19 protein-coding genes and 1 riboswitch are annotated in these 20619 nt (G+C 72.4%); of the genes, 8 read left to right on the top strand and 11 right to left on the bottom strand.

Annotated features, from left to right (window positions below; genetic code table 11):
• Positions 1 to 28: 28 nt before the first annotated feature.
• From amaP to OG538_RS28390, 5 genes are read right to left on the bottom strand one after another with little or no spacing between them, the layout of a single operon-like run.
• Positions 29 to 616 (bottom strand): alkaline shock response membrane anchor protein AmaP, encoded by a 588-nt coding sequence (gene amaP / locus OG538_RS28410; RefSeq protein WP_406098294.1) that lies wholly within the window; start codon positions 614 to 616, stop codon positions 29 to 31.
• Complete coding sequence (locus OG538_RS28405) at positions 613 to 1299, bottom strand: DUF6286 domain-containing protein (RefSeq protein ID WP_406098292.1); 687 nt, start codon at positions 1297 to 1299, stop codon at positions 613 to 615. The genes amaP and OG538_RS28405 overlap by 4 nt, the downstream gene beginning before the upstream one ends.
• The gene (locus OG538_RS28400; protein ID WP_406098290.1) at positions 1296 to 1658 is read right to left on the bottom strand and encodes an Asp23/Gls24 family envelope stress response protein; all 363 of its coding nucleotides are present in this window, start codon (positions 1656 to 1658) and stop codon (positions 1296 to 1298) included. Before OG538_RS28400 ends, OG538_RS28405 begins: the two co-directional genes overlap by 4 nt.
• A complete protein-coding gene (locus tag OG538_RS28395; protein WP_136330255.1) occupies positions 1655 to 1846 on the bottom strand; it encodes a hypothetical protein in 192 nt (63 codons plus the stop codon). The genes OG538_RS28400 and OG538_RS28395 overlap by 4 nt, the downstream gene beginning before the upstream one ends.
• Positions 1847 to 1876: 30 nt before the next feature.
• Positions 1877 to 2371, bottom strand: coding sequence for an Asp23/Gls24 family envelope stress response protein (locus tag OG538_RS28390; protein ID WP_406098288.1), 495 nt, complete (start codon positions 2369 to 2371; stop codon positions 1877 to 1879).
• A 92-nt stretch (positions 2372 to 2463) separates the two neighbouring features.
• Between OG538_RS28390 and OG538_RS28385 the strand changes: the two genes are divergently transcribed.
• A complete protein-coding gene (locus tag OG538_RS28385) occupies positions 2464 to 3192 on the top strand; it encodes a hypothetical protein (protein ID WP_406098286.1) in 729 nt (242 codons plus the stop codon).
• Between the two features lie 51 nt (positions 3193 to 3243).
• Here OG538_RS28385 and OG538_RS28380 read toward each other — a convergent pair whose 3' ends face one another.
• The 3 genes from OG538_RS28380 to OG538_RS28370 all read right to left on the bottom strand — a co-directional run bounded on the left by OG538_RS28380 (position 3244) and on the right by OG538_RS28370 (position 6568).
• Positions 3244 to 4035, bottom strand: a complete 792-nt coding sequence (locus OG538_RS28380) for an enoyl-CoA hydratase/isomerase family protein (RefSeq protein WP_406098284.1) — start codon at positions 4033 to 4035, stop codon at positions 3244 to 3246.
• 311 nt (positions 4036 to 4346) lie between these two features.
• Positions 4347 to 4568 carry a helix-turn-helix domain-containing protein gene (locus tag OG538_RS28375; protein WP_018518904.1) on the bottom strand — a complete coding sequence of 74 codons (222 nt, stop codon included), beginning with the start codon at positions 4566 to 4568 and terminating at the stop codon, positions 4347 to 4349.
• A gap of 401 nt (positions 4569 to 4969) precedes the next feature.
• The gene (locus OG538_RS28370; RefSeq protein ID WP_406098282.1) at positions 4970 to 6568 is read right to left on the bottom strand and encodes an ABC-F family ATP-binding cassette domain-containing protein; all 1599 of its coding nucleotides are present in this window, start codon (positions 6566 to 6568) and stop codon (positions 4970 to 4972) included.
• Positions 6569 to 6853: 285 nt separating this feature from the next.
• On the opposite strand from OG538_RS28370, the gene OG538_RS28365 reads away from it, so the two are divergent.
• Positions 6854 to 7744 carry a neutral zinc metallopeptidase gene (locus OG538_RS28365; RefSeq protein WP_406098280.1) on the top strand — a complete coding sequence of 297 codons (891 nt, stop codon included), beginning with the start codon at positions 6854 to 6856 and terminating at the stop codon, positions 7742 to 7744.
• Between the two features lie 120 nt (positions 7745 to 7864).
• Positions 7865 to 8278: a VOC family protein gene (locus OG538_RS28360; protein ID WP_406098278.1), complete on the top strand. Its 414-nt coding sequence runs from the start codon at positions 7865 to 7867 to the stop codon at positions 8276 to 8278.
• Between the two features lie 127 nt (positions 8279 to 8405).
• On the opposite strand, the gene OG538_RS28355 is transcribed toward OG538_RS28360, so the two are convergent.
• The 3 genes from OG538_RS28355 to OG538_RS28345 form a co-directional block, all read right to left on the bottom strand.
• Positions 8406 to 9716 carry a hypothetical protein gene (locus OG538_RS28355; protein ID WP_406100346.1) on the bottom strand — a complete coding sequence of 437 codons (1311 nt, stop codon included), beginning with the start codon at positions 9714 to 9716 and terminating at the stop codon, positions 8406 to 8408.
• A gap of 185 nt (positions 9717 to 9901) precedes the next feature.
• Entirely contained in the window at positions 9902 to 11029 is a 1128-nt protein-coding gene (locus OG538_RS28350; RefSeq protein WP_406098276.1) for an alpha/beta hydrolase, read from the bottom strand.
• Positions 11030 to 11355: 326 nt separating this feature from the next.
• Positions 11356 to 12024, bottom strand: coding sequence for a class II aldolase/adducin family protein (locus OG538_RS28345; protein ID WP_406098274.1), 669 nt, complete (start codon positions 12022 to 12024; stop codon positions 11356 to 11358).
• Between the two features lie 236 nt (positions 12025 to 12260).
• Between OG538_RS28345 and OG538_RS28340 the strand changes: the two genes are divergently transcribed.
• From OG538_RS28340 to cobN, 5 genes are all read left to right on the top strand, one after another.
• Complete coding sequence (locus OG538_RS28340) at positions 12261 to 13523, top strand: anion permease (protein ID WP_406098272.1); 1263 nt, start codon at positions 12261 to 12263, stop codon at positions 13521 to 13523.
• A 25-nt stretch (positions 13524 to 13548) separates the two neighbouring features.
• A complete protein-coding gene (locus OG538_RS28335; RefSeq protein WP_406098270.1) occupies positions 13549 to 13782 on the top strand; it encodes a hypothetical protein in 234 nt (77 codons plus the stop codon).
• Between the two features lie 315 nt (positions 13783 to 14097).
• A riboswitch (cobalamin riboswitch) is annotated at positions 14098 to 14231 on the top strand.
• A 143-nt stretch (positions 14232 to 14374) separates the two neighbouring features.
• The gene (locus OG538_RS28330; RefSeq protein ID WP_406098268.1) at positions 14375 to 15403 is read left to right on the top strand and encodes a cobalamin biosynthesis protein; all 1029 of its coding nucleotides are present in this window, start codon (positions 14375 to 14377) and stop codon (positions 15401 to 15403) included.
• Complete coding sequence (locus OG538_RS28325; protein WP_406098266.1) at positions 15400 to 16941, top strand: cobyric acid synthase; 1542 nt, start codon at positions 15400 to 15402, stop codon at positions 16939 to 16941. The genes OG538_RS28330 and OG538_RS28325 overlap by 4 nt, the downstream gene beginning before the upstream one ends.
• Positions 16942 to 16961: 20 nt before the next feature.
• Positions 16962 to 20612: a cobaltochelatase subunit CobN gene (gene cobN / locus OG538_RS28320; protein WP_406100345.1), complete on the top strand. Its 3651-nt coding sequence runs from the start codon at positions 16962 to 16964 to the stop codon at positions 20610 to 20612.
• Positions 20613 to 20619 lie beyond the last annotated feature (7 nt).

Here is a 20619-nt window from a genome sequence, read left to right as displayed (position 1 = left end):
TCCGGCCCTGGTCCGTCGTGGGTGCCCGTCAGCTCACCCGCTCGGCCCGGTGCTTGACCGCCTTCAACCGCACCTCGGCCGGCAGCCGGTCCAGCCCCGCCGAGTCCCGGGCATGGGCCAGCGCCTCGTCGGTCAGCCGGCCCAGCGCCTCGTGGGGTGCGGCGTGCGGCTCCATCAGCAGCCGGATCCTGGCCTGCGGCGCGCTGCGCCTGCCGGTCAGGACGACCTGGGCGCGGGCCACTCCGTCCAGGGAGCCCGCCTCTTCCGCGAGCACTCCCTCCAGGGCTCGGCCGCGCAGCAGCGCGCCCTCGCCGTCACCACTGTCCACGAGCACCTCGCCGAGGCGCGCGCGGCGCAGCTGGGCCAGCAGCCACCACAGGGCGAGCACCACCAGGACCGCGAGGACCGCGATCACGACCGGCCACCACCAGCCCTCGGAGCGCCAGCGGTCCCGGTCCGCGTCACTGAGCAGTACGTCGTGCTTGCCGTACCAGGGCCACCACGACGGCACGGAGAGGCCGAGCGCCGCGGCCAGCACCCCGCCGCCCACACAGACCAGCACCAGTCCGGCCAGGCCGAGCAGTACCCGGTTCACGGTCCTGAGCACGCCGCTCACCCCTTCTTCGCCGGACGGCGGACATGGACGGACAGGCTCGGTTGCCTGGCCAGTCCGAGTTCCCTGATGCCGGTGGACAGCGCGGTGTCCAGATCGGCCCGCACGTCGTCGAGTTCACGGAAGTGTGAGACGGCCCGCACCCCCACCTTGCGGCGGCCCATCCGGACCCGGACCGACTGCACCCCGGAGACCTCCACGGCCCGGTCGCGCAGGACCATGGCCGCCGCGGTCCGGTCGAGGGCCGCCCGCACGTCCGGACGGTCGCGGTGCATCGGCAGCAGATCACGCAGGCCCGGCGTGAGCGCGAGGACGATCAGCCACAGGCCGACCGCCGCCGCGATCGAGGCGCCCGTCAGCACCCAGACGTCGTCCAGCCGGCGCTCGGCCAGTTCGTCGGCCAGGGAGCGGCGCCACTGCATCGCCGGGTGGTCGGCGCGGACCGCGGCGACGTCGTAGAGGAGCAGCCCGGCGCCGCCCAGGATCACCACGGCGGTGATGCCCGCGGGGATGCGGCGGGCGGACCAGAAGCGGCTCGCTCCGCCCTCGCTCCGTTCCTTGGCCGGGACCGGGTCGTACGCCGCGGACGACGCCGACTGGTCGAGTGCGAGCACGTCCCCGTGCTCGGCCGATCGGGTGGTGGGCGGACGCTGCGTACCGTGTTCCGGGTTCCGCTCCTCGGTCATCGGATCCTCCCCTGCGCCGCGAGGCTCGCTCCTGAGGGGTGCAGGCGCTCGACCTGTACGGCCACTTCGGGCACCTCCATCCCCGCCAACGCCTCTACCCGCTCGGCGACCCGGCGACGCACGGCACCGCACTGGCGCCCGAGGTCACTGGGATATCCGAGCTCCAGACTCACCCGTACGCGGGCGGTGTCACGGTGGACCGTGACCGTGGCCCGCGGCGAAGCGGCGTCCTTGGCGGGCTCGTCGACCGCCTCCTTCGCCGCCTGCGCGGCGATCTTCGCGACGACCCGGTCGGCGATCCGGGTCTCCCCGCGCTCTGCGGCGGCGACCCGGCCGCCCGCCCCCGGCAACCCCGTCACCGCCGTCGGTCGCCGCGATCGCGACTCCGGAAGAAGTCGCCGGGCTCCAGGTCACCGTCGAGGAAGCGACCGGCGATGAAGCCGATCGCCCCCAGTGCGGCCACCAGCAGGAAGGCCCCGAACCCGCCGAAGTACCCGGCGAACCCGAGCGCCATGCCGGCCACCATGCCGACCACAGCCATGCTCATCTGCGCTCCTCAACTGCCTTGACGGGAGGACTACTGGAGACGTGGCTCGGGCTGGTCGGTGTCGTCGTCCTCGTCGGGCAGCTTCACATCGCTCACCGCGATGTTGACCTCGACGACTTCGAGTCCCGTCATCCGTTCAACGGCCGCGACAACGTTCTCCCGTACATCGCGGGCGACATCGGCGATCGACACGCCGTAGTCCACGACGATCTCCAGGTCCAGAGCCGTCTGGGACTCTCCGACCTCGGCCTTCACACCCCGGGTGACGGACTTGGAACCGCCGGGCACGCGGTCGCGCACCGCGCCGAACGTCCGCGAGAGTCCGCTTCCCATCGCGTGCACGCCGACCACGTCACGTGCCGCCATTCCGGCGATCTTCTCGACCACGCCGTCGGCGATCGTCGTACGGCCGCGGGTGGCGGGGTCTCCTCCGCCGCGCTTGGTCAGCGAGTTGCTCCTGCTGTCGCCACCCGTCGATTCCTTGTCGGGGTTCTCGGGCCGGTTCCGCTGTGGGGTCTCGGTCATCGCCGTTCTTCCCTTCGGGGCAGATTGGACTTCCTTGCCCACATTAAGTGCGCTTGCCCGGTCTCGCGCCGTGGATGCGGCAGGGTGGAGCAATGACGACGGCTGACGGCTCACAGAGGGCCCAAGGATGGACGGCCGCGGTTCGGCAACGGCTCGGCCTGGGCCGGCTTCTCCCACTGGGCGGCCCGGCGGACGGCGCATGGATCTCGGAACGTGCCGCGGTCACCGTGCTGCGCCGGGCCGTGGGCGGGCGGCCCGGGCCCGTGCTCCTGGAGTTGCGGATCGACGTGGCCGATGCCGGGACCGCACCCGCCCCGCAGGTGACGCCACCCCCGAGCGCTCTGCCACCCGGCCCACTGCGGATGGAGGCCAGCATGGCCGCAACGACGCACCAGCCCCTGCCCGCCGCCGCCGCGGCACTGCGGGCGGCACTGCTGACGGCCGCCGCTCAGCGGCTGGGCCTGGTGGTCGACGAAGTCGATGTCCGGGTGACGCAGTTGCTCCACTCGGACACCGCGCCGGACCGGACCGGACCCCCCTCCGCCGAGGTGCTCCCGGCAGAGCCGGAAGGTGCGGCGGGCCGTGCGGCCGCCGGGGTGACGGGGGTCGCGACGCTGACGCGCGCGCTGGGCCCGTCCGTGCACACGGACGAGGACCACGTACGGATCGAGTTGGCGACGGACGGCGGTCACCGGGCGCTGGACGTGGTCCGCGCGGTGCGGGCATCGGTGACACAGGCGGTGGACGGGCATCCGTCGGTCGCGGTACTGGTGACGGCGGTCACGGAGGAGCCGGGGGCGCAGGTCCCGCCGACGGGCTGAGACGGCTCCGGGCCCCGGGCGGTGCACCTGGGGCCCGGATTCGGGGTGAGGTCAGTCGGCCGTGCCCGAGAGGTCACGCAGCCGACGGCCCTGCGCGGCACGCTCGGCGGCGCGCTGTTCCTCGTACGTACTCGAGACGGCGCCGCTCAGCAGGGCCTTGGTCTCGATGACGGCGTCGCGCGGGGCGGCGATCAGCGCGCCGGCCAGATCGCGGGCAGCGCCTTCGAGCTCCGCGGCGGGCACCACGAGGTTGGCCAGGCCGGTGCGCTCCGCCTCGTCGGCGTACACGAAGCGGCCGGTGGCGCAGATTTCGAGCGCGCGTGCGTACCCCACCAGGTGCACCAGGGGGTGCGTGCCGGTGAGGTCGGGGACCAGTCCGAGGCTGGTCTCGCGCATGGCGAACTGAACGTCCTGGGCGACGATCCGCAGGTCGCAGGCGAGGGCGAGCTGGAAGCCCGCGCCGATGGCATGCCCCTGGACAGCCGCGATCGAGACGATGTCGTTGCGGCGCCACCAGGTGAACGCCTCCTGGTACTCGGCGATGACCGCGTCGAGCTCGGCCTCCGGCCCGCGCCCCATGTCCAGGAACGACGGCTCACCGTCGAACCCCTCGGGGGTGAAGGCCTGGCGGTCGAGTCCGGCGGAGAAGGACACACCTTCGCCACGCAGCACGACGACCCGCACACTGCCGGGCAGGGCCCGTCCGGCCTCTGTCAACGCCCGCCACAGAGCGGGGGACTGAGCGTTGCGCTTGGCCGGATTGGTGAGGGTCACCGTGGCAACCGCGTCGTCGACGGTGAGTCGTACGCCGTCCTTGTCGAGCACAGTGTCGAGCGAGGTCATGGAGCGCCTCCGGATCGGGTTCAGTCAGCACATGGAGCTAAGTGACTGAACAGTAACCACCCGGTCGACCGCACGATCGACCGGGTGGTCACCGCCGAAACCGGTGAGCCCCGGGACAGGTCCAGCGATCTGCCCCGACCCGCGGACGGCCCCAGAGACTGCCGGGTGACCTCTTACCGGCGGCCGCACCCCGGCACGCACGCTCCCGGCGTTGTCGTAGGTCGCCAACGCTGCGCGTTGGTTCCCTCCTCCGCCTTGAATCGCACGCACCGGAACGCGTCCGCGCTCCGATCCGAGCTCACCGACCGCCTCTAGGCCGTCGCGGCCTTCTTGCCTCGTGTCGCTCCGCCGCGTCCCCGCAGCGTCACTCCGGACTCGCTGAGCATCCGGTGGACGAATCCGTAGGAGCGGCCGGTTTCTTCGGCCAACGCCCGGATGCTTGCACCGGAGTCGTACTTCTTCTTCAGGTCTGCCGCGAGCTTGTCGCGCGCGGCGCCGGTTACCCGGCTGCCCTTCTTCAGAGTCTCGGCCACCCGTGCCTCCTCGTGGGAAGTGCGCTCTGGACTCTCATGATCACCCCTCGGGGCCGTCCTGGCCACCCATTCGGCAAGGTCCGTACGAGCGGATCGGCACCGAGGGAAGGCACCGACACGACCGGAATCAGACATTCCGCAGGCTGGCGGAGTCAGCAGGGGAGTCGCGCCGAAGGAACGGCCAGGTCAGGGCCGCACTGGGGTCGAGGCCTCTCATGCGTGCACCCGGCAGGTAGTTGCCGGGTGGCGCGCCGAGGTACGAGACGTCCTCACGCAGATGATGGATCACGCGTAGGCCGAATGATCCAGTGCGAGTGGATCAGCGGGCCGCGGCGGCCCGAGTGCGGCCGCCGCGCGAGGCCCGGGCGCCGGAGTTCACCCCGGCGCCCGGGCCGAGGCGGTCAGGCCAGCGAGACCAGGTCCCGGTAGTCCGCACCCCACAGGTCCTCGACGCCGTCGGGCAGCAGGATGATCCGCTCCGGCTGGAGCGCCTCGACCGCGCCCTCGTCGTGGGTGACGAGGACGACGGCGCCCTTGTACGTACGCAGCGCGCCGAGGATCTCCTCGCGGCTGGCCGGGTCGAGGTTGTTGGTGGGCTCGTCGAGCAGGAGCACGTTGGCCGAGGAGACCACCAGCGTCGCCAGGGCTAGCCGGGTCTTCTCACCGCCGGAGAGCACCCCGGCGGGCTTGTCCACGTCGTCCCCGGAGAAGAGGAACGAACCGAGCGTCTTGCGGACCGCGACGAGGTCGAGGTCCGGCGCCGCGGAACGCATGTTCTCCAGGACGGTGCGGTTCGGGTCGAGGGTCTCGTGCTCCTGGGCGTAGTAGCCGAGCTTCAGCCCGTGGCCCTCGATGATGTCGCCGGTGTCCGGCTTCTCCGCGCCGCCGAGCAGCCGGAGCAGGGTCGTCTTGCCCGCACCGTTGAGGCCGAGGATGACGACCCGCGAGCCCTTGTCGATCGCGAGGTCGACGTCGGTGAAGATCTCCAGCGACCCGTAGGACTTGGAGAGGCCCTCCGCCATCAGCGGGGTCTTGCCGCACGGCGAGGGGTCGGGGAAGCGCAGCTTGGCCACCTTGTCGGATACCCGAACGGCCTCCAGGCCGGAGAGCAGCCGGTCGGCGCGCTTGGCCATGTTCTGCGCGGCCACGGTCTTGGTGGCCTTGGCGCGCATCTTGTCGGCCTGGGCGTTGAGGGTCGCGGCCTTCTTCTCGGCGTTCTGGCGCTCCCGCTTGCGGCGCTTCTCATCAGCCTCGCGCTGCTGCTGGTAGAGCTTCCAGCCCATGTTGTAGACGTCGATCTGCGAGCGGTTGGCGTCCAGGTAGAAGACCTTGTTGACAACCGTCTCGACCAGCTCGACATCGTGGGAGATCACGATGAAGCCGCCGCGGTAGCTCTTGAGGTAGTCGCGCAGCCAGACGATCGAGTCCGCGTCCAGGTGGTTCGTGGGCTCGTCGAGGAGCAGGGTGTCGGCGTCGGAGAAGAGGATCCGGGCCAGCTCGACACGGCGGCGCTGACCACCGGAGAGCGTGTGCAGCGGCTGGGCGAGCACCCGGTCGGGCAGGCTGAGGGCCGCGGCGATGGTGGCCGCCTCGGCCTCGGCCGCGTAGCCGCCCTTGGTCAGGAACTCCGTCTCCAGGCGCTCGTACTTCTTCATGGCCTTCTCGCGGGTGGCGCCCTTGCCGTTCGCCATCCGCTCCTCGTTCTCCCGCATCTTGCGCAGGATCTCGTCGAGGCCACGGGCGGACAGGATGCGGTCCCGGGCGAGCACGTCGAGGTCGCCGGTGCGCGGGTCCTGCGGCAGGTAGCCCACCTCGCCGGAGCGGGTGATGGTGCCGGCCGCCGGGGTTCCCTCGCCGGCGAGGCACTTGGTGAGGGTCGTCTTGCCCGCCCCGTTGCGGCCGACGAGGCCGATGCGGTCGCCCTTGGCGATACGGAACGAGGCGTTTTCGATAAGCATGCGGGCGCCGGCGCGCAGCTCGATGCCGGAAGCGGTGATCACGGGGAAAAACTCCAGAGCGGTATGGACGGCGGAGGAACGGCTAGCGATTCACGACTCGACGCCGTTACTCACGCACACGCACAAGGAGAATTGCCATGAGAACCAGTCTACTGGCGGTGTCCAACCACTCTTCCGCCCGCTCCCACCGCAGTTGCCCCGAGCTCGCCCAGCGCACCCGGCCCACTCCCCCACGTGCACGTAAACGGGCATTGCGGTGTGAATTATCCGATACTCGGCGCATGGCGGTGGTCGTCGGGCAGCCGCAAGCGGAGCAGGGGAGGTGCCATGCAGTTCGACGACCACGCCGATCTGGACCCGTCCGAGGTCCGGGACACGCGCGGCAGCCGCATCCCGGGCGGCAGGGCCACCGTGGGCGGCGGGATCGCCGGGGTCATCGCGCTGATCCTGGGGCTGCTCTTCGGGGTCGGCCCCGATCAGCTCGGGCTCTCCTCCGGCGACTCGGGCACGACCGCGACCGCCTCCTCGGCCGCGCAGGTCGAGCAGAACTGCCGGACCGGCCGGGACGCCAACACCAAGGACGACTGCCGCACGGTCGCGGTGGTCAACAGCGTGCAGGACTACTGGGGCCAGGAGTTCCAGCGGCGCGACGCCACGTACGGCAGCGCCCGCACGGTCCTGTTCACCGACCGGGTCGGCACGGCCTGCGGGCCGGCGACCTCGGCCGTGGGGCCGTTCTACTGCCCGGGCGACCGGCAGGTCTACCTGGACCTGGGCTTCTTCGACGAACTGCGGACCACGTTCGGGTCGAGCGGCGGACCGTTCGCCGAGGCCTACGTCGTCGCGCACGAGTACGGACACCACGTGCAGGACCAGATGGGAACACTGGCCCGCTCGCAGGACGGACGGACCGGCGAGAACAGCAACGCGGTGAAGGTGGAACTCCAGGCGGACTGCTACGCCGGGGTCTGGGCGCACCACGCGACGACCACGCCCGACGGGTCGACCGGCCGGCCGCTGATCACCGAGCTCACCCGCGCGGACATCCGGGACGGACTCGACGCGGCCGCCTCGGTCGGGGACGACCGCGTCCAGGAGAAGTTCCAGGGCCGGGTGGCCCCGGAGTCCTGGACGCACGGCTCGGCCGCACAGCGCCGGCAGTGGTTCAGCACCGGCTTCCGCAGCGGGGACATGGCCGCCTGCGACACCTTCCGCTGAGCCGCGCGTACGGCAGGGCCCGGCTCGCGCAGGGCGTTGTCGGTGCCGGGTGCAAGACTGAGACGCAGATCACACAAGGGCCACCGGGGCCCGGTTGGGCGTGCGAAGGGAATGAGCACGATGGCAGAAGCGACAGCAGGCGTTCCGACGGTCTGTCCGACGATCCTGTACGACGATGCGAAGGCCGCGATCAAGACGCTGACCCAGGGCCTGGGCTTCACCGAGGAAGCGGTGTACGAGGGCGAGGACGGCACGGTGATGCACGCCGAGCTCTCCTGCGGTAACGGCAGGGTGATGCTCGGTTCCAGGGGCCGCGAGGGCCTCTTCGCCAAAGCGATGCAGGGGGCGGGGCCGGCCGGCGTCTACGTGGTGGTCGACGACGTCGACGCCCACCATGCCCGGGCCGTGGAACACGGGGTGGAGATCCTCATGGCGCCCACCGACCAGGACTACGGCTCCCGGGACTACATGGCGCGGGACGCGGAGGGCAACGTGTGGAGCTTCGGGACGTACGCCCCGGGATCGGCGGGCTGAGCGGCCGCCGGCGCCGGGCGACGACGGGACCGGGGCGGGCGCCCCGCCGGCCCGACGCCCCGCCGGCCGCCCGACGTCCCGCCACCCGGGCAGGAGGCCGCCGGGCAGCGGGGCGGGCCGGGCCGGTTCAGGACCCGCCGGTGTGCACCTGGAACGCCGCCTTGCGGACCGCCTTGGCGAGCGCCGGGTCGGGGTGCGCGGCAGCCAGGGCCACCAGCACCTGGACGGTGCGCGGGTGGCCCACGGCCCGTACCTCGTCCAGCAGCGCAGGGACGGTGCCCTGCACGGCCGAGTCGAGGTGGCGGACCAGCAGTCCCGTCTCGCCGTGATCCGCGACGGCCGCCGCGGTGTCCACCCAGAGCCAGGTGGCCTCCTCGCGGCTGAGCACTTCCTGCGCGTCCTCGGGGTCGGCTCCGTCGTACTCCGCGAGCCAGAGCAGCGCGTAGGGGCGCAGTGACGGGTCGGAGACGACCGCGCGCACCTCGGGCTCGGCGGGCGCGCCGACGACGCGGAGCGCCTCGAAGGCGAGCCCGCGCAGCAGCGCATCCTCGCCCCGGGCCACACCGAGCAGTTCGGCGACGGCGCTGACGACGGGGCGGGCGGCCAGCCAGGCGCGGTATTCGGCACGGGCCGGCCCGGGGGTGAGGCGGGCGCAGCCGAGCAGCATGTCGGCGGCGGACTGCTCGATGTTCCCGGCCGGGCTCTGGGCGGCGACGCAGATCTGCTCCAGCTTGACCCAGACCGCCCAGTTGCCGAGCGGGGTCAGGGTGGCGGTCCCGGGCCCGAGGGTGAGCGCGCCGACGGCGGCCAGCCCCTCCAGGGCCCAGTCGAGCAGGAGGGCGACCAGGTCCGCGGGGTGGGCGGTGGGGGCCGCCTCGGCGGGGGCGGGCAGCGGCTGGGGCCCGTAGGGCACCTCGCAGCGTTCCTCGTGCAGTTCCGCCACGCGCTGCCCGAGCAGGTCCAGGAGGGCGGGCACCGTGACCGGCCCCGCCGAGAGCTGAAGGAGGGAGAGCACCTGGGGCACGGCCTCGACGGCCTCGGCGACCGCGGTGGACTCGATGCCCTGGGGCGCGGGGTGGACGAGCGACCAGGCGTCGAAGAGCGCCACCCAGCCGCGGAGCACGGCGGAGTCGTCGCGGTCCCAGGCGCGGAGCCGCCAGCCGGGCCGTGCGGTCTCGCCGTGCAGCTCCACGAGTCCGGCGAGCCGGGCCCGGTCCCAGCCGGAGCGCACCTGAGCCGGGGACAACTCCAGCGCCGTCGCAGCCCGTTCAAGGGCCTGGACGGCGAGTGGAGGCGCACCGGGGCTCGCGCCGTCGGCCGCCCAGCGGGCGATCCGTACAGCGTCGGCGAGAACGGTCCTGGCCTGGCGGGCCAGCTCCACCCGGGGCGGGGTGCCCTCGGGCGGGCGGGGAGCCGGCCTGGTGCGCCGGGTGGTCACGGCCTTGCGAGCGGTGGCGAGGGGTCGCGGGCGGACAAGTCGCAGCCTGGAGTCGCGCGGGGTACGGGACGTCACGGGGAGCAGTCTTGCCCCTGACGGCCCGAAAGCCCAAACGGAACCCGGATCACCGGTCTCGGGGCGGGCCGGCTTCGGCCGGGACCAATCCTCCCAAGCCTCACATCCGCTCACATCAGGGGCGTGAGGAAGCGTCGCAACGTCTCTTCGTAGCGGACCGGGTCGGCATTCCACATCGCCGCATGCGGAGCCTGGGGTACGGCGTGCAGGGCGATGAGGTCGGGACGGCGGGCGGCGAGCTCCCGGGTCGGCCGCCAGGGGGCCAGGGTGTCGTCGGGGCCGTGGAAGATCAGCGTCGGAACGTGCAGGGTCCGGGGCAGCGAGGCGTCCAGGAGCCGGGCTCCGTGCAGCCCGGTCTTTCCCTGCGCGGCCCGTACGGCGAGGGGCAGCAGGGCGGCGGGGACACCGTGGGCAGCGGCCAGGGCGCGCAGGGTGGCTTGCCAGTCCAGCACCGGCGAATCGAGGACCAGACCGCAGATCCGGTCCCGCAGCGCGGAGTTGACGCACGCGTGGAGGGCCATCGAGGCGCCGGTGGACCAGCCGTACAGCACGACCTGTTCGGCGCCGTAGCGCACGGCGAAGCGGATGGCCGCATCCAGGTCCCGCCATTCGGACTCACCGAGGTGGGCGAGGCCGTCCGGAGAGCGGGGGGCTCCGGGGTCGCCGCGGTAGGCGAGGTCGAGCACGGGCAGCTGCTGCCCGTGCAGGAAGCCCGTCACGTTCAGCGCGTGTTCCCGGGTGGTGCCGAGGCCGTGCGCGGCGATGACCCAGGTGTCGCGCGGGCCCGGCACGAACCAGGCGGGCAGGCCGCCGAGTTCGCCGGGGATCTCCACATCCCGGAAGGCGAGGCCGAGGGATGTGGCCGGGTCGCCGCAGTGGAGCTCCGGCGTGATGCGCACCTTGGCGCCGGGGCTCAGGGTGCCGCGGTTCACGCGTTCCAGTCGGCGCACGACGGTGTCGGGGGCCTGGTGGGCCTGCTCGATCACGGGCCCCACGACCGCGTGGACGTCATCGCCCACCAGCCCGTAGGTCCCGGGACGGAGTGAGGTGAAGGACCGGGTCAGAGCGACCTGCCCGGCCGCCGTCGCATGGACGGTCAGTCGGCGGTCGGCGGGTAGAGGGCGTCCGGGCGGCGCCTTGAGGGCGACATCGCCTGCGTACCGGCCGGCCGCGACCGCTGCCGCGCCGACGCCGAGGATCGTGGTGACGGCAGCTGCCGTTGCTGTAGCGGGGCGCACCGCTTCAGTGTCACGGGCTTCGCCGGCCACGGCCAGTGGGCGGGGCCGTCCGGTGAGCCGGCCGGACGGCAGAAGGGGTCTGACGCGTCCCGGCCGGGACGCGGAGGACTCCCACCGGCTCACGGCGGATCGCGGAGGACGGCGGGCCGCCCGCGGCCGGGCCGCGCAGGACCCGCGCCGGCCCACCGCCGAGCCGCACAGGACCCGCGCCCCCTCACCGCCGGGCCACGGGGGACACGGACACACAGCCGGCCCACCGCCGAGCCGCGCAGGACCCATACCCCCTCACCGCCGGCCGCGAGGGACACGGACACACAGCCGGCCCCTCACCGGTCCTGGCGCGGCTGCCCGTACCCCTTCAGTGCTTCCCCGACGTCACCCAGCTGCTCCGGCGTGAGCAGCGCCGGGGTGCGGCCCGGTACGGAGCTCGCGGCGAGCCAGAGGCGGCACAGCCATTCGAGCTGGGCGGTGCGGTCGTACGCCTCGTCGAGCGTGGCGCCGTAGGTGACGGTCCCGTGGTTGCCCAGCAGGCAGCCGGTGCGGTCGCGCAGAGCCGTGAGCATGTTCGCGGCCAGTTCGTCCGTGCCGTAGCGGGCATAGGCGGCGACCCGTACGGGGCCGCCCAGCATCGCCGCGGCGTAGTGGACCGACGGCACCTCGGCGACCAGGGTGGAGACGGCCGTGGCGTGCACCGCGTGGGTGTGCACGACGGCGGCGGCGTCGGTGTTCCGGTACACCGCGAGATGGAGCGGCAGTTCGCTGGTGGGGGCCATCGTGCCGAGGACCTGGTTGCCCTCCAGATCGACGCCTGTCAGGTCCTCCGGGCGGAGCCGGTCGTACGGCACTCCGCTCGGGGTGACCAGCACGGTCGATCCGACCCGGGCGGAGACGTTGCCCGACGTCCCCACGACCAGCCCTTCGGAGGCCGTCCTGCGGGCAGTGGAGACGACTCCGCCCCAGGCCCGTTCGATCGATTCTCGCCACTCGTCGCTCATACGAAGATCCTTTCAACGGATGAGCGACCCCTTGCCGCCCCTGCCGCGAACGTCCGCCCGGGCCCCGGATTCCGGGCCCAGACCGGCCCGTGCCTGAACTCCGCCGTCACGCGGCGGACGAAAAGGGCAACGGCACTCCGGTTGGGGTCACCGCAACGCCCTGCTCAGTTCATCTTCCGTTCACCCAGATTGCCTACGGTCCACTTGCCACTGACGTCGAACGATTGCCTGGGTAAATGGAACACATCACGCTGCTGCTCGCGATTGTGATCGTGACAGCTCTAGTGTTCGATTTCACGAACGGTTTCCACGACACCGCCAACGCGATGGCCACCACCATCTCGACCGGCGCACTCAAACCCAAGACAGCGGTGGCCATGTCCGCCGCTCTCAACCTCGTCGGCGCGTTCCTGTCGGTGGAGGTCGCCAAGACGATCTCCGGCGGGATCATCAATGAAGACGGGCTCAGAACCGAGGTCATCTTCGCGGCGCTCGTCGGCGCCATCCTGTGGAATCTCCTGACCTGGCTGGTCGGCCTGCCGTCCAGCTCCTCCCACGCACTGTTCGGCGGCCTGATCGGCGCCGCGGTGATGTCCGCGGGCTGGTCCTCCGTCGACGGCGGCACCGTCGTCACCAAGGTGCTGCTCCCCGCGGTCGCCGCGCCGGTCGTCGCCGGTGTCGCCGCACTCCTGGCCACCAAGCTGACGTACCGCATCGGCGGGAAGGCCACGGGCGGCGCCCAGGAGAAGGCCACGGCGAAGGGATACCGCGCCGGCCAGATCGCCTCGGCCGGGCTCGTATCGCTCGCCCACGGCACCAACGACGCGCAGAAGACCATGGGCATCATCACGCTCGCCCTGGTCACCGGTGGCGTCCTCTCCCCCGGCTCCAACCCGCCGGTCTGGGTCATCGTGTGCGCCGGCCTCGCCATCGCACTCGGCACCTACCTGGGCGGCTGGCGCATCATCCGCACCATGGGCAGCGGCCTGACGGAGCTGAAGCCGCCGCAGGGCTTCGCCGCCCAGACCAGTGCGGCCACCGTCATCCTGGCCTCCTCGCACCTCGGCTTCTCCCTCTCCACCACCCAGTCGTGCTCAGGTGCCGTCATGGGTGCGGGCCTGGGGCGCAAGGGGGGTGTGGTCCGCTGGTCCACCGCCACCCGGATGTTCGTCGCCTGGGGCCTGACCCTCCCGGCCGCCGGGCTGGTCGGTGCGGGCGCGGAGTTCCTCACCAAGCAGGGCACCTGGGGTGTCGTGGTCGTCGCGGCGCTGCTGATCGCGGGCTCCGGTGCGATCTGGGTGCTCTCCCGCCGCAAGCCCGTCGGGCACGGCGACGTCGCCCCGGCCGGTGAGGACGCCGAGCCCGCGGGCGTCGTCACCACCGCCATCGCGGCCGTCAGCCCGCCGCCCACCGCTGCTGCCCAGACCCACGACCTCATGGCCACCATCCCGGCCCCGGTCGGACCGGTCACCGACCCGGCCCGACCCGCCACGGTCTAAGAGCCTCCGGTAAGGACACATCCACATGAACATCGACTGGGCAGCCCTCGGCACCGTCTTCGGCGTCTCCCTCGTCGCCACCGTCGCACTCGTGGGGCTCTTCACCCTCGGCATCGTCGGTCTCTCCAAGCAGCCGGAGCCTGCCGCACAGGGCGGCTCGGCGGGCGGGTCGCTCGTGCTGGCCCGCGCCGGCGCGTACCTCTGCTTCGGACTGTGTGCAGCTGCCGTGGCCTACGGCATCTATCTGATCGTCGCCTGAGAGGCTGTCGGACGGCTTCGGATCGGGTGGCGGACGCGGCCCGGTTCGTTGCTGTTCCAAGGCTGAGGAGGGAGCCGACGCGAAGCGTCGGTGACCGACGACCACGCCGGAAGCGTGCGTTTCGGGGCATGGCCGCCCGGTAAGCGGTCACCCGGACGCCTCTGAGCCCACCACTCCCACCCGTATCGGGCCGGACGCACCTCGTGCGCGTCCGGCCCGATGTGCGTCTCAGCACACTGCACCGCCGCAGGTCAACGGCAAGTTGACGGGCGTTCGCAGAGCGTGGTGGACTGCCCGAGCCATTACGGCGACAGCAGAGGAAGCCGGTGCGAATCCGGCGCGGTCCCGCCACTGTCACCGGGGAGCAGTCCCCCACCACTGGAAGTCACGGTCCACGCAAGTGGACTGGAAGGCCCGGGGGAACTGCGGATCCGGAAGCCAGGAGACTCTCGTCGCCGTCACGTCGAACCAGGGCGCGGACCCTGAGTGAGGACATATCGCCATGCCCGGCTGCCGTGCGTCCGAATCCGTGCTGCTCCTGCCAGCACCTGCCTGTACGAAGGTCCTTCGAGGCGCAACGGCCGGCTGAACCGTGCGTGCCGATCGCATCTTCGCGTACGGCGCCACGGCCGGTCTGATCGGCGATCTGCTGCTCGGTGATCCCCGCAGGGGCCACCCGGTCGCCGCCTTCGGGCGGGCCGCGGCAGGCGTCGAGCGCCGTCTGTGGCGTGACCACCGCGGGTGGGGCGCACTCCACACCCTGGTCTGTGCCGGAGGCGCCGCCGCGGGTGCTGCCCTGGCCGCCCATGGGCTGCGCCGCCACCCCGCCGCGTCCGTCGCCCTGACCGCCGCCACCACCTGGTCCGTCGTCGGCGGTACGTCACTGGGCCGCGAGGCCCGGTCCATCGGCGATGCCCTGACCGCCGGGGACCTCGACCTGGCCCGGGAGCGGCTGCCGCATCTGTGCGGCCGCGACCCGCAGTCCCTGGACGGCCCTCAGATCGCCAGGGCCGTCGTGGAGTCCGTCGCCGAGAACACGTCGGACGCCGTGGTCGGCGCGCTGGTGTGGGGTGCGCTGGGCGGGGTCCCCGGGCTCGTCGGGTTCCGGGCCGCCAACACGCTCGACGCGATGGTCGGCCACAAGTCGCCCCGCTACCGGCGTTACGGCTGGGCCTCGGCCCGCCTCGACGACCTCGCGGGCTGGCCGGGTGCCCGGCTGACGGCCCTGCTCGCCGTGACCGCCGGGGGGCGGCCACGGCGAGCGGTCCGTGCCTGGCGAGCGGACGCGGCCAAGCACCCCAGCCCCAACGCGGGCCCGGTGGAGGCCTCGTTCGCGGGCGCGCTCGGCGTGCGGCTCGGTGGAACGCTCGCCTACGGCGGCCGGGTCGAACACCGCCCCGTCCTCAACGGGGAGACGGGCCGCGCGGTGGAGCCCGCGGACATCGAACGGGCCGTACGGCTGTCGCGCCGGGTGAGCGCACTCGCCCTCGGCGTGAGCGTGGCGGCCCGGCTGGGCGCCGGGGCCGTGGCACGACGGATCACCGCGCGAGGGATCACCGGCCCTCGGCCCGCATCACCTCGCACCGCAGCACCTCGACTCTCAGGACGGAGACCGACATGAGCGGCGGACTGCTGGTCGCCGGGACCACCTCGGACGCGGGCAAGAGCGTCGTCACGGCGGGTATCTGCCGCTGGCTGGTGCGCCGCGGCGTCAAGGTGGCGCCGTTCAAGGCGCAGAACATGTCGCTCAACTCCTTCGTCACCCGCGAGGGCGCCGAGATCGGCCGCGCCCAGGCCATGCAGGCCCAGGCCGCCCGGGTGGAGCCGACCGCCCTGATGAACCCGGTACTGCTCAAGCCCGGCAGCGACCGCTCCAGCCAGGTCGTCCTGATGGGGCGTCCGGTCGGCGAGATGAGCGCCCGCGGCTACCACGGCGGCCGGCAGGAGTCGCTCCTGTCGACCGTCGTGGACTGCCTGGAGCAGCTTCGGGGCACGTATGACGCAGTGATCTGTGAGGGGGCGGGCAGTCCGGCCGAGATCAATCTGCGGCGTACGGACATCGTGAACATGGGCATCGCGCGGGCGGCACGCTTCCCGGTGGTGGTCGTCGGCGACATCGACCGCGGCGGGGTCTTCGCCTCCTTCTTCGGTACGACGGCGCTGCTCTCGGCGGAGGACCAGGCGCTGATCGCCGGCTATCTGGTCAACAAGTTCCGTGGCGACGTCTCGCTGCTGGAGCCCGGTCTGGACATGCTGCGCGATCTGACGGGACGTCCGACGTACGGGGTGCTGCCGTTCGCCCACGGCCTCGGCATCGACGAGGAGGACGGTCTGCGGGTATCGCTGCGCGGCACCGTGCGCGAGTCGGTGCTCGCACCGCCGCACGGCGAGGACATCCTGCGCGTCGCGGTGTGCGCCGTGCCGCTGATGTCCAACTTCACCGACGTGGACGCGCTCGCAGCCGAGCCGGGCGTCGTCGTGCGCTTCGTGGACCGCGCCGAGGAGCTCGCCGACGCCGACCTCGTCATCGTGCCCGGGACCCGCGGCACCGTGAAGGCTCTCGCCTGGCTGCGCGAGCGCGGGCTCGCCGACGCGCTGCTGCGGCGGGCCGCCGAGGGCCGCCCGGTGCTCGGCGTCTGCGGCGGCTACCAGATCCTCGGCGAACGCATCGAGGACGACGTGGAATCGCGGGCGGGAACGGTCGACGGGCTCGGACTGCTGCCCGTACGCATCCGGTTCGACCGCGAGAAGACCCTCGCCCGGCCGGTCGGCGAGGCACTCGGCGCCCCGGTCGAGGGGTACGAGATCCACCACGGCGTCGCGGATGTGCGCGGCGGCGAGCCGTTCCTCACCGACGGGCGGGGCGGGCACCTGGACGGCTGCCGGTCCGGCGCCGTGTGGGGCACCCACTGGCACGGCTCGCTGGAGAGCGACACCTTCCGCCGCCGCTTCCTGACCGAGGTCGCGAAGGCCGCCGGCCGCCGCTTCGTGCCCGCCCCCGACACCTGTTTCGCCGGGCTGCGGGAGGAACAGCTCGACCGCCTCGGCGACCTGATCGAAGAACACGCGGACACCGATGCGCTGTGGCGACTCATCGAGTCGGGCGCACCGGCAGGACTTCCCTTCATCGCCCCCGGAGCACCTGGAGCACGCGCATGAACGCCTCACTGACCGCCCCGCTGAGCACCGTGCTGCTGCTGTCCACCGCCGACACCGACCTCCTCGCCGCCCGTGCCTCGGGCGCGCCCTACCGGATCGGCAACCCGGCCCGCATCGACGCCCAGGACGAACTGCCCGCGCTGATCGAGGGCTCCTCGGTCGCCGTGGTCCGCCTCCTGGGCGGCAAGCGCGCCTGGGAGGACGGCCTCGCCGTCCTGAGGACGTCCGGTATCCCGACCGTGCTGCTCGGCGGTGAGACGGTGCCGGACGCGGAGCTGATGGCCGAATCGTCCGCACCGGCCGGCGTCGTCGCCGAGGCGCTGCGCTATCTGGTGGAGGGTGGCCCGGGAAACCTCGTCGAACTGGCCCGCTTCCTCTCCGACACCGTCCTGCTGACCGGGCACGGCTTCGCCGAACCGCAGAAGATGCCCGAGTGGGGCCTGCACGGCAGCCGTGCGTTCACCGAGGGCCGCCCGACCGTCGGCGTGCTCTTCTACCGGGCGCACCATCTCTCCGGCAACACCTCGTTCGTCGACGTGCTGTGCGACGCGATCGAGGCGCGCGGCGCCAACGCCCTTCCCGTGTACTGCGGTTCGCTGCGCGGCGCGGACGCCGGGCTGTACGAGCTCCTCGGCCGGGCCGACGCCCTGGTCGCCACGGTGCTCGCGGCCGGCGGAACCCGCGCGTCGGACGCGTCCGCCGGGGGCGACGACGAGGCCTGGGACATCGGCGCGCTCGCCGATCTGAACGTGCCGGTCCTGCAAGGGCTCTGCCTCACCTCCTCACGCGCCGCCTGGGAGGCGTCGGACGCGGCGCTGGCCCCCATGGACGCGGCGATGCAGGTCGCCATCCCCGAATTCGACGGCCGCCTGATCACCGTGCCTTTCTCCTTCAAGGAGCAGGGCCCGGACGGGGTTCCGGTGTACCGCGCCGACCCCGAGCGGGCCGCCCGCGTCGCCGGGATCGCCGTGCGCCACGCCGTCCTCAGGCACAAGGCCAACGCGGAGAAGAAGCTCGCCCTGGTCTTCACCGCCTACCCCACCAAGCACTCCCGCGTCGGCAACGCGGTCGGCCTGGACACGCCCGCCTCCGCGGTACGGGTCCTGGACGCCCTGCGCGACGCCGGATACGGGGTCGCGGAACACCCGGACAACGGCGACGAGCTGATCCACCGCCTCATCAACGCCGGTGGCCACGACGTGGAGTGGCTGACCGAGGAGCAGCTCGCCGCGGCGCCCGCGCGGGTGCCGCTGGCCGACTACCGGGAGTGGTTCGCGAAGCTGGAGCCCGGGCTGCGCGACTCGATGCTGGAGCACTGGGGCGAGCCGCCGGGCTCGCTGTACGTGGACGGGGACGACATCGTCCTCGCCTCGCTCCAGTTCGGGAACGTGGTGGTGCTGATCCAGCCGCCGCGCGGCTTCGGCGAGAACCCGATCGCGATCTACCACGACCCTGACATGCCGCCCTCGCACCACTACCTGGCGACGTACCGCTGGCTGGAGAACACGTTCGGCGCGGACGCCGTCGTCCACATGGGCAAGCACGGCACGATGGAGTGGCTGCCCGGCAAGGGCCTCGGCCTGTCCGCCGGCTGCGGCCCGGACGCGGTACTCGGCGAACTGCCGCTGATCTACCCGTTCATCGTCAACGACCCGGGCGAGGGCACCCAGGCAAAGCGCCGCGGTCACGCCACGGTGGTCGACCACCTGGTGCCGCCCATGGCGCGTGCCGACACCTACGGCGACCTGGCGAAGCTGGAGCAGCTGCTCGACGAGTACGCGCTGGTCAGCGATCTGGACCCGACGAAGGCACCTACGGTGCGGGCGCAGATCTGGACGCTGGTCAAGGCCGCGGAGCTGCACCACGACCTGCATGTCGACGAGCAGCCGGGCGACGACGACTTCGACTCGTTCGTCATGCACATCGACGGCTACCTCTGCGAGATCAAGGACGTCCAGATCCGCGACGGTCTGCACGTCCTGGGCGGTGGCCCGGCCGGCGAGGCGCGGGTCAACCTGGTCCTGGCGGTGCTGCGCGCCTCGCAGGTGTGGGGTGGTACGGCAAACGCGCTGCCGGGTCTGCGGGCGGCCGTCGCCGAGCACTTCGGGCTCAGCGAGAAGGAGCTGCTGGGCGAGCCCGGGGCCGCCGTGAAGGTGCCGGCCGAGCTGAGCGAGCTGGTGGACGGCCCGGCCCGGACGGGCGCGGACGCGATCGATCTGCTGGAGCAGTTGTGCCGCCGGCTCGCGGAGGGCATGGAGGCGCGCGGCTGGGACGTGAGCGCCGCGGCCGGTCTCGTACGGGAGGTGCTGGGCTTCGAACTCCCGGACGCCGTCGCCGTCCTGGGCTTCGCCTGCGAGGAGGTCGTGCCGCGACTGGCACGGACCACGGACGAGATCGATCACATCCTGCTGGCGCTGGAGGGCGGCTTCGTCCCGGCGGGGCCTTCCGGTTCGCCGACGCGCGGGCTCGTCAACGTGCTGCCGACCGGCCGTAACTTCTACTCCGTCGACCCGAAGGCGATTCCGTCCCGGCTGTCGTGGGAGGTCGGCCAGTCGCTCGCCGACTCGCTCATCGCCCGGTACCTGGCCGACACGGGCGACTACCCGAAGTCCGTCGGGCTGACCGTGTGGGGCACGTCCGCCATGCGCACCCAGGGCGACGACATCGCCGAGATCCTTGCGCTGCTCGGCTGCCGCCCGGTGTGGGACGACGCCTCGCGCCGGGTCACCGGCTTCGAGGTGGTGCCGGTCAGCGAGCTGGGCCGGCCGCGCATCGACGTGACGGTCCGGATCTCCGGCTTCTTCCGCGACGCGTTCCCGCACGTGGTGGGCCTGATCGACGACGCGGTCAGGGCGGTGGCGGAGCTGGACGAGCCGGCCGACGCCAACTACGTACGGGCGCACGCCGACGAGGACACGGCGGAGCACGGCGACCGCCGCCGGGCCACGGCACGCATCTTCGGCTCGAAGCCGGGCGCGTACGGGGCAGGGCTGCTGCCGCTGATCGACGCCCGCAACTGGCGGTCGGATGCGGACCTGGCCGAGGTGTACGCGGTCTGGGGCGGTTACGCGTACGGACGCGGGCTGGAGGGCCGGGCGGCGCGCGGGGACATGGAGACGGCGTTCCGGCGCATCGCGGTGGCGGCGAAGAACGTCGATACCAGGGAACACGACCTGGTCGATGCCGACGACTACTTCCAGTACCACGGCGGCATGGTCGCCATGGTGCGGCATCTGACCGGGGAGTCGCCCGAGGCGTACGTGGGGGATTCGGCGACGCCGGACCAGGTGAAGACGCGGACGCTGGGCGAGGAGACGCACCGGGTGTTCCGCGCCCGGGTCGTGAACCCGCGCTGGATGGCGGCCATGCGGCGGCACGGATACAAGGGTGCCTTCGAGATGGCCGCGACCGTGGACTACCTGTTCGGGTACGACGCGACGGCCGGCGTGGTCGACGACTGGATGTACGAGAAGTTGTCGGCGGAGTACGTCTTCGACCCGGAGAACCGGGAGTTCATGCAGAAGTCCAACCCCTGGGCTCTGCACGGGATTTCGGAGCGTCTGCTGGAGGCGGCCGAGCGGGGCCTCTGGGCGGAGCCGGACGCGCGGACGCTGGAGCGGCTGCGGGCGACGTATCTGGAGCTCGAGGGCGAACTGGAGGGGGACGCGTGAGCGCACC

The organism is Streptomyces sp. NBC_01013 (assembly GCF_045162765.1).
GTDB lineage: Bacteria > Actinomycetota > Actinomycetes > Streptomycetales > Streptomycetaceae > Streptomyces.
Note: the sequence above shows the minus strand (reverse complement) of the source record. Positions and strands in the feature narration are given on the sequence as shown.

Excerpts from the sequence above, each read along its gene's own strand:
- OG538_RS28380 (WP_406098284.1), bottom strand. The coding sequence starts at position 4,035 with ATGACCTCGCTCGACACTGTGCTCGACAAGGACGGCGTACGACTCACC.
- OG538_RS28360 (WP_406098278.1), top strand. The coding sequence starts at position 7,865 with ATGGCAGAAGCGACAGCAGGCGTTCCGACGGTCTGTCCGACGATCCTG.
- OG538_RS28335 (WP_406098270.1), top strand. The coding sequence starts at position 13,549 with ATGAACATCGACTGGGCAGCCCTCGGCACCGTCTTCGGCGTCTCCCTC.
- OG538_RS28395 (WP_136330255.1), bottom strand. The coding sequence starts at position 1,846 with ATGAGCATGGCTGTGGTCGGCATGGTGGCCGGCATGGCGCTCGGGTTC.
- OG538_RS28385 (WP_406098286.1), top strand. The coding sequence starts at position 2,464 with ATGACGACGGCTGACGGCTCACAGAGGGCCCAAGGATGGACGGCCGCG.
- OG538_RS28405 (WP_406098292.1), bottom strand. The coding sequence starts at position 1,299 with ATGACCGAGGAGCGGAACCCGGAACACGGTACGCAGCGTCCGCCCACC.
- OG538_RS28365 (WP_406098280.1), top strand. The coding sequence starts at position 6,854 with ATGCAGTTCGACGACCACGCCGATCTGGACCCGTCCGAGGTCCGGGAC.
- OG538_RS28390 (WP_406098288.1), bottom strand. The coding sequence starts at position 2,371 with ATGACCGAGACCCCACAGCGGAACCGGCCCGAGAACCCCGACAAGGAA.
- OG538_RS28345 (WP_406098274.1), bottom strand. The coding sequence starts at position 12,024 with ATGAGCGACGAGTGGCGAGAATCGATCGAACGGGCCTGGGGCGGAGTC.
- OG538_RS28340 (WP_406098272.1), top strand. The coding sequence starts at position 12,261 with ATGGAACACATCACGCTGCTGCTCGCGATTGTGATCGTGACAGCTCTA.
- OG538_RS28325 (WP_406098266.1), top strand. The coding sequence starts at position 15,400 with ATGAGCGGCGGACTGCTGGTCGCCGGGACCACCTCGGACGCGGGCAAG.